The sequence below is a fragment of the Pseudomonas shirazensis genome, from assembly GCF_050496565.1.
In the GTDB taxonomy this organism is placed as follows: Bacteria; Pseudomonadota; Gammaproteobacteria; order Pseudomonadales; family Pseudomonadaceae; genus Aquipseudomonas; species Aquipseudomonas shirazensis_A.
The window spans coordinates 165,040-176,877 of the sequence record NZ_JBNWAE010000003.1 but is presented as its reverse complement, the minus strand read 5'-3'; the positions used below and the strand labels follow the sequence as shown (position 1 = coordinate 176,877).

12 protein-coding genes and 1 pseudogene are annotated in these 11,838 nt (G+C 58.4%); 7 read left to right on the top strand and 6 right to left on the bottom strand.

What is annotated here, in order from left to right; translation table 11 throughout:
• Window positions 1-86 precede the first annotated feature (86 nt).
• The 3 genes from ACQZ2L_RS06750 to ACQZ2L_RS06740 all read left to right on the top strand — a co-directional run bounded on the left by ACQZ2L_RS06750 (window position 87) and on the right by ACQZ2L_RS06740 (window position 3,279).
• Window positions 87-701 (top strand): TetR/AcrR family transcriptional regulator, encoded by a 615-nt coding sequence (locus tag ACQZ2L_RS06750; protein ID WP_430325327.1) that lies wholly within the window; start codon window positions 87-89, stop codon window positions 699-701.
• 65 nt (window positions 702-766) lie between these two features.
• Window positions 767-979: a DUF6434 domain-containing protein gene (locus ACQZ2L_RS06745; RefSeq protein WP_430325326.1), complete on the top strand. Its 213-nt coding sequence runs from the start codon at window positions 767-769 to the stop codon at window positions 977-979.
• A 254-nt stretch (window positions 980-1,233) separates the two neighbouring features.
• Window positions 1,234-3,279 carry a TonB-dependent receptor domain-containing protein gene (locus ACQZ2L_RS06740; protein ID WP_430325325.1) on the top strand — a complete coding sequence of 682 codons (2,046 nt, stop codon included), beginning with the start codon at window positions 1,234-1,236 and terminating at the stop codon, window positions 3,277-3,279.
• A 157-nt stretch (window positions 3,280-3,436) separates the two neighbouring features.
• Here the strand turns inward: ACQZ2L_RS06740 and ACQZ2L_RS06735 are convergent, their stop codons facing one another.
• The gene (locus tag ACQZ2L_RS06735; protein WP_430325324.1) at window positions 3,437-3,757 is read right to left on the bottom strand and encodes a DUF3077 domain-containing protein; all 321 of its coding nucleotides are present in this window, start codon (window positions 3,755-3,757) and stop codon (window positions 3,437-3,439) included.
• A gap of 44 nt (window positions 3,758-3,801) precedes the next feature.
• A complete protein-coding gene (locus ACQZ2L_RS06730; protein WP_430325323.1) occupies window positions 3,802-4,038 on the bottom strand; it encodes a hypothetical protein in 237 nt (78 codons plus the stop codon).
• A 374-nt stretch (window positions 4,039-4,412) separates the two neighbouring features.
• Here ACQZ2L_RS06730 and ACQZ2L_RS06725 point away from each other — a divergent pair, with 374 nt between their 5' ends.
• The 3 genes and pseudogenes from ACQZ2L_RS06725 (at window position 4,413) to ACQZ2L_RS06715 (ending at window position 5,844) form a co-directional block, all read left to right on the top strand.
• Window positions 4,413-5,105 carry a YoaK family protein gene (locus ACQZ2L_RS06725; RefSeq protein ID WP_430325471.1) on the top strand — a complete coding sequence of 231 codons (693 nt, stop codon included), beginning with the start codon at window positions 4,413-4,415 and terminating at the stop codon, window positions 5,103-5,105.
• Between the two features lie 154 nt (window positions 5,106-5,259).
• A pseudogene (locus tag ACQZ2L_RS06720) lies at window positions 5,260-5,536 on the top strand (type II toxin-antitoxin system RelE/ParE family toxin).
• An 8-nt stretch (window positions 5,537-5,544) separates the two neighbouring features.
• Window positions 5,545-5,844, top strand: a complete 300-nt coding sequence (locus ACQZ2L_RS06715; protein WP_430325322.1) for a HigA family addiction module antitoxin — start codon at window positions 5,545-5,547, stop codon at window positions 5,842-5,844.
• Between the two features lie 344 nt (window positions 5,845-6,188).
• Here the strand turns inward: ACQZ2L_RS06715 and ACQZ2L_RS06710 are convergent, their stop codons facing one another.
• The 3 genes from ACQZ2L_RS06710 to ACQZ2L_RS06700 form a co-directional block, all read right to left on the bottom strand.
• Window positions 6,189-7,550 (bottom strand): CitMHS family transporter, encoded by a 1,362-nt coding sequence (locus ACQZ2L_RS06710; protein WP_430325321.1) that lies wholly within the window; start codon window positions 7,548-7,550, stop codon window positions 6,189-6,191.
• A gap of 76 nt (window positions 7,551-7,626) precedes the next feature.
• Window positions 7,627-8,331, bottom strand: coding sequence for an RraA family protein (locus ACQZ2L_RS06705; protein WP_430325320.1), 705 nt, complete (start codon window positions 8,329-8,331; stop codon window positions 7,627-7,629).
• Window positions 8,332-8,343: 12 nt separating this feature from the next.
• Window positions 8,344-9,225: a DUF1932 domain-containing protein gene (locus ACQZ2L_RS06700; protein WP_430325319.1), complete on the bottom strand. Its 882-nt coding sequence runs from the start codon at window positions 9,223-9,225 to the stop codon at window positions 8,344-8,346.
• A gap of 215 nt (window positions 9,226-9,440) precedes the next feature.
• Between ACQZ2L_RS06700 and ACQZ2L_RS06695 the strand changes: the two genes are divergently transcribed.
• The gene (locus tag ACQZ2L_RS06695) at window positions 9,441-11,399 is read left to right on the top strand and encodes a sigma 54-interacting transcriptional regulator (RefSeq protein ID WP_430325318.1); all 1,959 of its coding nucleotides are present in this window, start codon (window positions 9,441-9,443) and stop codon (window positions 11,397-11,399) included.
• Between the two features lie 117 nt (window positions 11,400-11,516).
• On the opposite strand, the gene ACQZ2L_RS06690 is transcribed toward ACQZ2L_RS06695, so the two are convergent.
• Window positions 11,517-11,834, bottom strand: coding sequence for a hypothetical protein (locus ACQZ2L_RS06690; protein WP_430325470.1), 318 nt, complete (start codon window positions 11,832-11,834; stop codon window positions 11,517-11,519).
• Window positions 11,835-11,838 lie beyond the last annotated feature (4 nt).

Here is an 11,838-nt window from a genome sequence, read left to right as displayed (position 1 = left end):
TCATATTTAGTTGCATGACTATAAACTAATTTGCGAATTCTCGACAAGACGGTTACAAGACTGCTGTCACGAACCAAGGATCAGCCATGAGTGCCCCCCAACAACCTGCGACCCGAGGACGCCCGCGCCTTATCACCCGCGAACGGATTGCCGAGGCCGGCATAGCGATAGGCCTGCCGCATATCACCTTTGTCGGCGTTGCCGCCGCGATCGGCGTCAGCCACATGGCGCTGTATAAGCATGTGGCCAATCTGGAGGCGCTGAAGATTCTGGTGGCCGAAGAAATGTTCCAGCGTTGGCAGATCCCCCAGGCGCACGAGTGCGCGGACCTGGCCAGTTACATGCTGCGCTTTGCCGACTCGATCCAGGCGTTCGTCAAAGCCCACCCCGGGCTAACGCCGTACATCATCCGTCGCTCGGTGGCGACCGAGTCGATGCTGGCCAAGATCATTGGGCACCAGGCGCACATCGCCCAGGCTTACGCGCTCTCGCAAGAAAGTGCGCGTTGGCTACTGGCGACCGTTGCGTTTCATTGCTTTGCCGTGGCGGATACGGTGTATTCGGCAACCAGCCTGGAGCCGCTGCCAGGCGTCGATCGGGAGGCTGAAAAGCTTGAGATGGAGGCAGCACTGGGCCATGGAGTGCGCGCGCTGATCAATGGCGCACTGGGAATGCTGGGGGAAGCCGGGGACGGCGTGTAGCTGCTCGCGGCTATTAATCGGCGATGCTACTCTGCAAATCCAAATCGTCGCCGCAGGACTGGCCCATGAGCTTCAACTGGCATTCAGGCCCCTTCAGTCGTTCCACTCCTTTGGACGATCAATACCGTAACACCCAAAAGGTCCGCCAGTTCCTGACCGCCGAATGCGGTGATGGCTTTAAATTCGACCGTCCGTTCATGGCCTGGATCAAGAGCGGTGCACCAGCAACGATGGGCGACGTCGCTGACGAATGGAAGCGCAGGAACCGCAGAGGCTAGCAGGCGACCACGATTGTCTGAGCCTGAATCGATCCCCGCCAAGCCCACCGCCGAGTGGGCTTTTTCATGTCTGGGTGAAGGCCCGATCACGCTTTCCAAGAACATGCTGCGGCAATGCGCTCAGTAAAGTATTTGTCAGTTTTGTGTAAACAAAATTGGGCAATTACTTTTAAATGGTTCTCATTTGCGATACCGTCCGACCCCGATTGCATTCTGCCTCTTGAATCCAACCGATCGACAAGGACCGTTCCACGATGCCACGCCCACCCTTCTGCCGTGCCCTGCTCACCTTGGCGCTGATCGCCGCAAGCCCCGTCCAGGCCGAGGAAACCCTCGAGCTAGAACCGCTGCCTGCCACTGAACTGCAAGCTTCGTTCGTCACCGCTAGCGGCGGCGGCACTGATGTGCGTGATGCCCCGGCCAGCGTCAGCGTCATTACCCGCGAAGAGATCGAGCGCCAACCGGTGTACGACCTCAACACCCTGCTGCGGCGCATCCCCGGCGTGACCGGCGGCTTTGGCCCGGTGGGCGAACAGTCGAAGATCAAGCTGCGCGGCCTGGACGACAAGTACACGCTGATTCTGGTGGACGGCAAACGCATCGGCAGCTCCGCCGACACCAACTACCGCCGCGACCTCGGCCGCCAGGACATCAACTGGATCTCGCCGAACATGATCGAGCGGATCGAGATCGTGCGCGGGCCGATGTCGTCGCTGTACGGCTCGGACGCCATGGGCGGCGTCATCAACATCATCACCCGCAAGGTCTCCCGTGAGTGGAGCGGCTCGCTCAACGCCAACACGACCATCCCGGAAGACTCCGACCGCGGCCAGACCAACCAGACCAGCGTCAACCTGTCTGGCCCGATCACCGAATCGCTGGGCCTGCGCCTGGGCGCCAACCTCACCCGGCGCGCTGCCGACGAAGTCGAGCCGCGGGTCGATACCCTCGGCGACTTCGTTTACAACGACGGCGCTGGCGGGGCCAAGGACCACAGCGTCAACGCCCTGCTCAACTGGCAAGTCAACGACAACCACCAACTGTCGTTCGAAGCCACCCAAGGCGTTGAGCGCTCATGGTCATCGAAGAAGACCTTCGGCGACTGGGACGAAACCATTGGTGAAGGCTTTGGTGCCAATCGCCTGACCCGGGACAGCTTTATCATCTCGCACAACGCGGACTGGGGCTTTGGCACATCGCGCATCGACGCCTACCTGAACAAATTCAAGAACGACATCAGCTGGGGCAAGGCCAGCTCTGAAGAAAAGATCGTCGAAGGCAGCCTCAACATCCCGTTCGATGTGCTGATCAACCAGCGCCTTACCGTCGGCGGCCAGTGGAAGCGCGAGCAACTGACCAACACCGACACGCTGGGCACCGTCCCCGTCGATTATCAGGGCAAGCCAGTCGGTGGTGCGGACCTTGAGGGCGACTACTCGGCGCTGTTCATCGAGGACGAACTGTTCCTGCTCGACAACCTCTCGTTGACCTTGGGCAACCGCTTTGACCACAGCGACGAGTACGGCAACCACAACAGCCCGCGCGCCTACCTTGTCTACCACCCGCACCCGGACTGGACGGTCCGCGGCGGCGTATCGCGAGGTTTCCGCGCGCCAAGCCTGAAAGAAGGCAGCGCCGGTGCGGCGACCAACTCCGGCGGTCGCGGCTGCACATCGCTGCGCCCGCAGGGGTACGTCACCGGCGAATGCTGGATGGCCGGTAATCCAAACCTGCGGCCGGAAATCAGCACCAACAAAGAAATCGGCGTGTCCTATGACCACGATGGCTGGGAAGCAGGCCTCACCTACTTCCACACTGACTTCAAGGACAAGATCGAGTACGCCCCACTGGGCAACTTCCAGGGCCGCTGGTGGACCATGCTGGAAAACGCCGACAAAGCTCGCACCCGCGGCTGGGAAGGCAGCAGCACAGTCCCCCTGTGGGAAAATGCCAGCTGGCGCACCAACGCCACCTACATGCTCGAAAGCCGCAACCTGTCGACCGGCCGCGACCTCATCAGCGCGCCGAAACTGTCGCTGTTCAGCGCCATCGACTGGCAGATCAGCGAGCGCATCGGCACCGAATTGTCAGCGCAGCATGTGGGCAAGCAGCGCGGTCTGGGCACCGACTTCGTCAAGTCGTACACCACCTACGACTTCAGCGCCAATTGGGCGGCGACCAACTGGCTGTCACTCAATGCCGGTGTGCAGAACTTGCTGGATGAAGACCCGCGGGATGAGTCGACCAGCTTTTACGTGCCGGGTCGGGCGTACTTTGTAGGTATGACGACCTACTTCTGAAGATTGTCTGGACCTCACGCAAATCCCTGTAGGAGCGGCCTTGTGTCGCGAAAGGGGCGCGCAGCGGCCCCAGGTTTCAGCTTCGCGACCAATATCGCCGGGCCCGCTACGCGAGCCTTTCGCGACACAAGGCCGCTCCTACAGAAACCGCGTGGTGTCAGGATTGGGACGGTAATTTTCCCAGTGTGTGAACCATCAAACCATGGTTCACATCCTGAGCAAGCGCTTTGGCCATGCCACTCAAGTAATGCAGTGCGGTCAGTAGCGTCGGCACCTCCTGCTGATCGGCCAAGGCCAGATCAGTGAGCTTGTGTACCGTGCACATCAGCACCGTGGCCTGCTCGAGCGCATGGGTCAGCGGGTGCCCGGCTTGAACGCGAAACAATGGTTTCTCCAAATCCAGATCGACGCTCTCGCCGAACTGACCTACTCCCACGGTTTTGACCTTGTCAAAAAAGTGCGGCTGATGATTATCCATGACGTATCTCCTAGGCTGCGCGAAATGCGGGTTTGCTCGCGTGGTCAGTGCTGGCGTTGAACACGACTGAGCGCCACTTCCACCAGGGAGCGGGCATGTTCGATTTCGTGCATGGCAGCCAGCGTCAGGACTTGGCCGGGAGGTTTTGAGTGGAGCATTACCGTTTGCTGAGAGACGGTCAGGGCGCAGACCAGGTATTCGGAGATCTGGATCAGGAGGTCTTCGAGGGAGGGGGATGGGTCAGATGAAAAGAGGGGTGGATCGGGGACGATCTTGAGCATATGAATACCTATTTTTTGGTGGTGCTGCCGGCATCTGCTGTCAAACAGAAGGGTGGCAGCTGTACGCGGGTTGACAGACCGGGAAAATAGGAAACCGGCGCACACGAGGTGCCCCACGTACAGCCACCATTGAAAGCCGCGGGCACGCAGTCACTAAATTCACAGTCTGTCAAAACCGGTCGCTGAATTGGCAGCGACAGGGTCAGGCTAGAGGGGATGTGAATGGACTGCAATGACGCAAAGCGCTGGGAAGTATGTTTGGGAAACGGACTACAGGAAAGCGGAAAAATCTGACTTTGGACATGATTTGACGCGATCTGAAACAGGTCTTATTGTCCGGTAATACGTTGTTTCCAAAAGCCTCTGAGGCACTGATGCTCCCAGACTCAGCATTCTATACAGCGCGCGGGAGACGCATAGCTCGACTGCGTGGCAAAGTTGGGCTGTGCATGGTCGCAGCACTCTCCTTCCTCGCGGGCATGACCGACGCAGTCGGGTTCACCGCAACAGGCGACTTCGTATCCTTCATGAGCGGCAATACCACCCGCCTTGCCGTTTCAATAGGTGAGCGGGACTACAGCTCCATCCTCACCATCAGCACTCTGATCGGCGGCTTCATCGCCGGCAACGCCATCGGCGTCATCGTCACGCGCCTGGTCGGCCGCCGCTCTTGGCCATTACTGCTCTGCGTAGGCGCCCTGCTCTGCCTGGCTGGTTTGATCTCGATGCCACTTTTCTCACTGGTGTGCACCGTCATCGCCATGGGCATGATCAATGCCGTGGTCGAGGAAGTGAATGGTCTGCCGATCGGGCTGACCTACGTCACCGGCGCCCTGTCACGCTTCGGCCGCGGTCTTGGCCGTTGGCTGATGGGGGAACGCAAGCCGGGTTGGCGGGTGCAATTGTTGCCTTGGATGGGGATGCTGCTTGGAGCAGTTGCAGGTGCACTGCTGCAGGGGTATCTCGGTATCACCGCGTTTGTGATCAACGGGTTGCTGGCCGTTTTGCTCGCCGCCTCATCCCTGGCAATCCCCCGCCGCTGGCAGCGGGCGTATGTGCAGAAGTAGTTTTGGTCGGATGGCCCATCAGCCTCATTTTTTCTCCTCTCCCACTTAGAATGACCCATCGACGGCTTCCTCTAACGCGAACCCACCGATGCTTGAATACCGGGTAAAGCGGTGTACACTCAGACTTAACGATTAACGTTAAGCATTAAAGCTCATGATTCGAAGCTTCGGATGCAACGATACGCAAGCGCTCTTCACTACAGGCAACACCCACCGCTGGAACGAAATAAAATCGGTCGCAGAGCGCAAGCTGGCTGCACTGGATGCCGCAAAAGCGCTTCGAGACCTGCGCTCCGCCAGGGAATCGGCTTGAGGCATTGCGGGGAGATCGTGCCGGGCAGCACAGCATAAGAATCAATGACCAGTGGCGCGTCTGTTTCGTATGGACCGAGCAAGGCCCTGAAAACGTTGAAATTGTTGACTATCACTGAGGTGCAGTATGTTTAAGAACGGCATGCGACCCGTCCATCCTGGCGAGGTCCTGCGCGAAGACTTCCAAAGCGAACTGGGCTTTAGCGCTGCGGCCTTGGCTCGTGCTTTGGGTATATCTACTCCAACAGTAAATAACATCCTGCTTGAGCGTGGCGGCGTTTCTGCGGACATGGCGCTGCGCTTGGCTATCTGCCTGGATACCACTCCAGAGTTCTGGCTCAATCTGCAAATAGCCTACGAACTGCGCAAAGCCGAACTGGAGCACGGGGAAGAGATAGCTGCAGCGGTACATCGGCTGGTCGCCTGAAACCGATTTGCAAACCCGGCGCCCTTTCACGCTCCGCCCGCGAGCCAAATGCCAAGGGTTTGGTAAACGGCGAAGGTTATCATCCCCCAAGCGATGAGTGCCTCCCCTGCACAGGCGGCGCCTGCATGCCGGCCAGAAGGTGATGACCATGAACGCTTTGGGCCACTTCAACCCAGAGGGCAATGCCGCTGTGCATGGTCGTAGCACTCTCCTTCCTCGTTGCCGGTGCACTGATGCAGGGGTATCTCGATATCACCGCTTTTGTGATCAAAAGGTTGCAGGCCAGTCATCGCGATATATCCACAGCGATGACTGGCTGACCCAACACTTGGCAGGCAGGCTGATCAGCCCACCGGCAACTCTCCCGTCACGATCGCGGTAACGATAAAGATGCCGAACAGCGGCAGCGACCACTTGAAGAACTCTTTCTGGTATTGCCCGAAGGTCATCTCGGTCCGGTTCATCAGCAGGAACAACCACGCTACCGTAGGGCTGGCATAACGCAGCGCCTGCCCCATGAACGAGGCAACACCAATTTCAGTGGGAGTGATGCCGAACTGGTAGGCGATCGGCGCTACTACCGGCAGGATGCCGAAATAATAGGCGTCCACTGGCAAGGCGTAGCAGGCGATCGCCCCCAGGAAGGCGAACATCAGGGCGGTATGACTGCCCATGGATTCGGGGATCAGACCCGCAATGCTTTGCGCGACCGCAGCAGCCATGCCACTACCATTGAAGATGCCGAGAAAACAGCCTGCCGCCATGATGATCGACGCAACTGCGATGGCATCGCCACCATTGGCAGTGATGCGGTCACGTTGCTCGGTGGCGCTGTAGTTCACCGCCAGAGCGATGGCGGTGCCAAGCATGAAGACGATTGCCCCACTCGCCCAGCCTGCCAGCAGGGTGACCAGCATGCCGATGGTCAGGGCCAGGTTGAACAGAAACAGTTTAGGCCGCTTGAACTCACGGTCGTTCTCCTCGATCACCGTGACCATTTCCTCAATCTGCTGCGGCGTGACGATGGCCCGCTCGCCCGGTATGAAACCTAGCCGAACGCGCTCCTTGCGCCCCATCAGATAGGCCATGAAGAACACGTAGATGAACGACACGCCAAGGATCGGCAAAATTGCCACGAACAGCGTGTTCACCTCCACGTTGAGCACTGCGGCAGCGCGCGCCAACGGCCCGCCCCAAGGCAGGCAGTTGCCAAGCCCGCAAGGGAGAATGATGAGCATGGCCAAGTTCGACAACTTCAAGCCCATTTGTCTGTAAAGCGGCAGGAAGGCGCTGGTGATGATCAGGATGGTAGTGGTGCCATCACCATCGAGGGTTACCACAGAAGAAGTGAAGGCCGTGACCAGGATGATCTTTAACGGATCGCCATTGGCCTTGCGGATCAGGTATGTGCATAACGGATCGAACAGACCCACATTCATCATCAGACTGAAGTAAAGAATTGCGAACAGGATCATCACCGTCGGATTGACGGTCCCCAGCGACACCTTGCCTTCTGCGTTGACGGTGTAGAACAGGCCCTCCCTCACCCAGGTGACCAGCGTATCGAACGACACACCGGAGGCCATGCACGCCAGTGCACCGACAATAAGCGAAACGACGATCAGCCCGGTGAACGGGGAAAGCTTTTGCTTGATAACGAGGATCAGGAACGAAACGATCAACAAATAGCCGAGGGCGGTAAGCATTCGGGCATCTCCCAATTTTATTCTTATAGTGCGGAAACGGTATATCAGGGGAGCCTCATGGGCTCCCTTGAGTGCATCAGCGCCCGGTCAGCAGTTCAGTCACCCAGGCTGGCGCAAGCTCTGGCAGCGGCTGGCCGCTAGCCCTGCAACGGGCGTAGTTATCGATGACCTCGCGCCGCTTGGCCTCATAAGCATCCTTTTTCTCCGAAGCCTGCAAGACTTCGAGCAGGCGGCCACGAGGAACGACAGTGACACCGTCGTAATCGCCGAAGACCAAGTCACCTGGAGCGACCTCTACACCGGCACAGTGCACTGGCGCGTTGATCTTGCCGGGGCCCTGCTTGGCCGGGCTACGCTGCATGAATCCCTTGGCGTAGACCGGAATGTCCAGCTCAGCCAGCGGCACCTTGTCACGCACACAGCCGTCGATCACCAGCCCGCTGAGGCCAACTGCCTGGGCAGCGCCAGCCATCAGGTCACCGATGTAGGCACGACCGCGATAGCCCTTGCCAGCCACCACCAGCACGTACCCTGGCTGGCCTTGGTAGATGGCTACATGGATGGGGAAATTGTCACCATCTTCGGTATCCACCGTGTAGGCGGTGCCGAGCATGATCTTGCTTTCATCGAGCGGCATCAGATCGCTGTCCATGCAGCCATTACGGGCAATACCGAGGCTTTGCATGCCATCGCAAAGCTGGGCGGGGCTGAGTTTACGAAAGCGCTCGAGGATGTCCTGCGGGATGGGTTCAGGCAGAGCAAAATACTGTTCGGTGTTCATGGTCGACGATCCTCAAGAGTGGCGGGCGAGATGGGCAATGGCGTCGCGATAATTCATGTCGCTGCCACCCGGCCCTAGCAGGCTGGCCCAGTCGCTTAGAGCAAGTTTCTGTAGTTGATCGCGGGTGGCCGTGGACATGCTGGAATCGACACCGGCCGCTTCGAGCGTCGTCACTACATCGTCGAGTTCAGCACCGCGGCGCTTCGCATGGATCAAGGTCCGAGCGGTGAAGGTATTGGCGAGTTGCTCTACCGTCTTGCCGTTCAGTGAGTCAGCCAAGGATTCGACCAAGGTATCAAGCACGCCGAATCGCTCGGCCGCCAGGAAGGATTCCAGAAACAGTTGTGGCAAGCCTTTCATCACCACGCTTTTGAGCATCTTGATGGCCGAAGCAGAGCCGGGCTCGGCGTCCAGCACAGTCAGCCGCATACCCTGCGGCGTGAAAGCCTGCTCAAACGCCTGGGCGCCGCTGCCGGCCAGCAGCATCGGGACACGGTGGGCGTTACCCGGAACGGTGCCCATCACCGCAACGTCGCAGAAACCAACGCCAGCTGCCCGCGGTAAGCGATCGATAGCCTGTTTGACAGTGGGGGCTGCAGAGTTCATATCGATGTAGTGCTGCCCGCTCTGGAGCAGCGGCATGATTCGCTCGGCCAGTGCAAGGGCGCTGCTGGCGCTGGTCAAACATGCGATGAAGCGCGCTTCTCGGCAGGCCTCTTCCAGGGTGTCATACAGCGTCACCTGCGCTTGCTCGGCACGCTGTTGAATCAGCGGGCCAGCCTTTGGGTCGTCTCTATAGGCGTCATATGCGCCTATGCGCATTTCCCCTTGCTGCCCCAGGCCGCTGGCCAGGTGGAACGCGGCTTCGCCGAAACCGATAAAGATCAGGTCCATGAACACAGTGCCTCTTATTGGATTTATTTCCTTGAGGTAGAGCAAGGCATGTGCCACGCGCGGCGACGTCGGCTTCACTTAAAATAAAATCGTTCAAGATCAATTCATTAGCGCGTGCTCGACCACTTGGCCTTTGCCAAGAGGCAACAGAGGGATAACCTCTTGATTGCAGTTAATTTCATTTCCTTAACAATAATGAAATATAAGGAAAACGAATGAACGACGAGGTGCACCTGGCTGAGCAGAGCATTCCTGCAAACGGAATCGCCGTCATCACGCCGTCCACCACCATGACCCGGGTAATGAACAGCATCCTGCGAGCGCGCCAGCTTTCGCTGCCCGTTGTGGAAGCGGCCCAGACCGATGCGATCAAGACTGCTCGCCAGTTGATTGAGGAAGGTGCTGAGGTGCTGATCAGCCGAGGCAAAACCGCAAGCATGCTTCGCGAACACTTTCGCGTGCCGGTCGTGGAGGTCAGGCACACCTTTTTCGATTGCATCAATGCTTATGAAAAGGCTTCACGCCTGTCATCGAAAATTGCTTTTTTGGCCACCTCAGAGGGCTACGCAAGAATCCTGGAAAAGTCCCGCCCATTCGTACCCAATGCTTCGATCTGCTTTATCGACCCTCTGAGCAGCTTGCAAAACACCGAGTCGGTACTCGACAACCTGCAGGCGCAGGGTATCGAAGTAGCCATAGGCGGACTGTCACTTGAGGAACCGGTGAAATCGAGGGGCATGCACTACGTCATGTCCGATACCGACAGTGACGCAGCAGCAGAAGCGATCGACGAAGCCTTGCACCTTTTGCAGGTGCAGGAGGAAAGAAGACAGCAGCGACAGGAGCTGCAACACCGATACGAGATGATTCAGTCGATTCTGGATTGCGTGTCTGAAGGCATCTTCAGTGTCGATGGTTCGGGCGTGGTGACCAGGATGAATAATGTCGCCCGGAGCTACTTGAGTGCAGTCAACTGCGGAGACGCCGTCACCCAACTACCGCTAAGCAATTACTTCACTCAGGCACTGCGCCATGGCAAACCAGTGCGGGGGGCGTTGATCGACATAGGCCGACTTTCGCTGACACTGAGCATTGCCCCCATCGTGCTGGAGGGACAGATCATCGGCGCCGTCGCCACCCTGCAAAACCAGACGGATATCAAAGCGATCGAGCAGAAGATGCGTCGCGCGTTGGCAGGCCGCCACCTGGCCGAAAGCAGCTTCGACGACATCATCGGCAACAGCGCGGCCTTGCTGAAAGCCAAGGCCCTGGCTGCGACCTATGCAGGGGTGGACAGCACTCTGATGATTGAAGGTGAAACCGGCACCGGCAAAGAGTTGTTCGCGCAGAGTATCCACAATGCCTCACCACGCCGCAGCGGTCCCTTCGTGGCCATCAATTGTGCAGCGTTCGCGCCCGGCGTGCTGGAGAGCGAGCTATTCGGCTACGTTAAAGGCGCGTTCACTGGAGCAACGGCCGAGGGCCGGGCCGGGGTCTTCGAACTCGCTCATACCGGTACACTGTTTCTCGACGAAATCAGCGAAACCTCTTCGGACATCCAGTTAAAGCTACTGCGAACTCTGCAGGAGCGCAAAGTGATCCGCCTGGGGGACGACAAGGTCACGCCGGTGGATATCCGCATTATCACCGCGAGCAACAAACCGTTGCCGGCGTTGATTGCCCAAGGACTGTTCCGCGAGGACTTTTACTACCGGATCTGCGTGCTGAGACTCAAGTTGCCGCCTCTGCGCGAGCGTCGAGAGGACATCCCTGCCCTAGCCCGCCACATTCTCAAAGATAGCGCCAGCGACCTACTGAAAAGCACGCCGAAGCTTATCGCCAGGCTATGCGAGCACCACTGGCCAGGCAACGTACGACAGCTGGGCAACATCGTCGAACGCCTGAGCGTGATGAGCAAGTGCAGCAAGTTGCTTCCGGGCTGGCTGGACGAAGCGCTTGACGATCTTTCGCCGGTAGCCATCAATCCTGCTGGTGAAAGTGTCTCAAAGCTGCCGAACGAGCGAGACATTCTATTTGCCGCGCTGACCAACGCTGGCGGCAATCGGCGAATCGCAGCCGAGCACCTGGGCATCAGCACCACAACGCTGTGGCGCAGGATGAAGAAATTCCTGGATCAGGATCCAGGCTGCTTCGATGCAGCGCGATACTCCTGATGCTTCCTGCACGGCTCTTAGCCCGCTTGTGGTACGAGCGGGCCGCGAATTGGCGGGTTGAGCTGTCAGGGCTACCGAGAATTGGCCCAGCAATCAAATGCTGGGCCACAGGGTGAGTTACAGCAATACAGTGGCCAGCATACCTAAGGCCCCCAAGATGAAACCGATGAGCGCCCCCCGCCCTGGTGCTTCGTGGAACAGAGACCAGACAACTACTGGCTCAAGAAGCAACAATGAGGTGACTGATACCACGGTGACGATCCAGATATCACCTACTGCCACGTACCCAAGCCAGTAGGCTGCCAGTAGGCACACACCTGCAAAACACATCAGCATTCCGGGAAGGACGAGTGTGTCCCATGAGGCACTTCCTGTTTGCGCAAGTTTAGCTACTACTACCTCACTGTAGATCGCACAAAACTCACCCACCACCATCAAG

What these genes read in the sequence shown, in the direction of transcription:
- ACQZ2L_RS06750 (WP_430325327.1), top strand. Translation starts at nt 87, where the DNA reads ATGAGTGCCCCCCAACAACCTGCGACCCGAGGACGCCCGCGCCTTATC.
- ACQZ2L_RS06745 (WP_430325326.1), top strand. Translation starts at nt 767, where the DNA reads ATGAGCTTCAACTGGCATTCAGGCCCCTTCAGTCGTTCCACTCCTTTG.
- ACQZ2L_RS06740 (WP_430325325.1), top strand. Translation starts at nt 1,234, where the DNA reads ATGCCACGCCCACCCTTCTGCCGTGCCCTGCTCACCTTGGCGCTGATC.
- ACQZ2L_RS06735 (WP_430325324.1), bottom strand. Translation starts at nt 3,757, where the DNA reads ATGGATAATCATCAGCCGCACTTTTTTGACAAGGTCAAAACCGTGGGA.
- ACQZ2L_RS06730 (WP_430325323.1), bottom strand. Translation starts at nt 4,038, where the DNA reads ATGCTCAAGATCGTCCCCGATCCACCCCTCTTTTCATCTGACCCATCC.
- ACQZ2L_RS06725 (WP_430325471.1), top strand. Translation starts at nt 4,413, where the DNA reads ATGCTCCCAGACTCAGCATTCTATACAGCGCGCGGGAGACGCATAGCT.
- ACQZ2L_RS06715 (WP_430325322.1), top strand. Translation starts at nt 5,545, where the DNA reads ATGTTTAAGAACGGCATGCGACCCGTCCATCCTGGCGAGGTCCTGCGC.
- ACQZ2L_RS06710 (WP_430325321.1), bottom strand. Translation starts at nt 7,550, where the DNA reads ATGCTTACCGCCCTCGGCTATTTGTTGATCGTTTCGTTCCTGATCCTC.
- ACQZ2L_RS06705 (WP_430325320.1), bottom strand. Translation starts at nt 8,331, where the DNA reads ATGAACACCGAACAGTATTTTGCTCTGCCTGAACCCATCCCGCAGGAC.
- ACQZ2L_RS06700 (WP_430325319.1), bottom strand. Translation starts at nt 9,225, where the DNA reads ATGGACCTGATCTTTATCGGTTTCGGCGAAGCCGCGTTCCACCTGGCC.
- ACQZ2L_RS06695 (WP_430325318.1), top strand. Translation starts at nt 9,441, where the DNA reads ATGAACGACGAGGTGCACCTGGCTGAGCAGAGCATTCCTGCAAACGGA.
- ACQZ2L_RS06690 (WP_430325470.1), bottom strand. Translation starts at nt 11,834, where the DNA reads ATGGTGGTGGGTGAGTTTTGTGCGATCTACAGTGAGGTAGTAGTAGCT.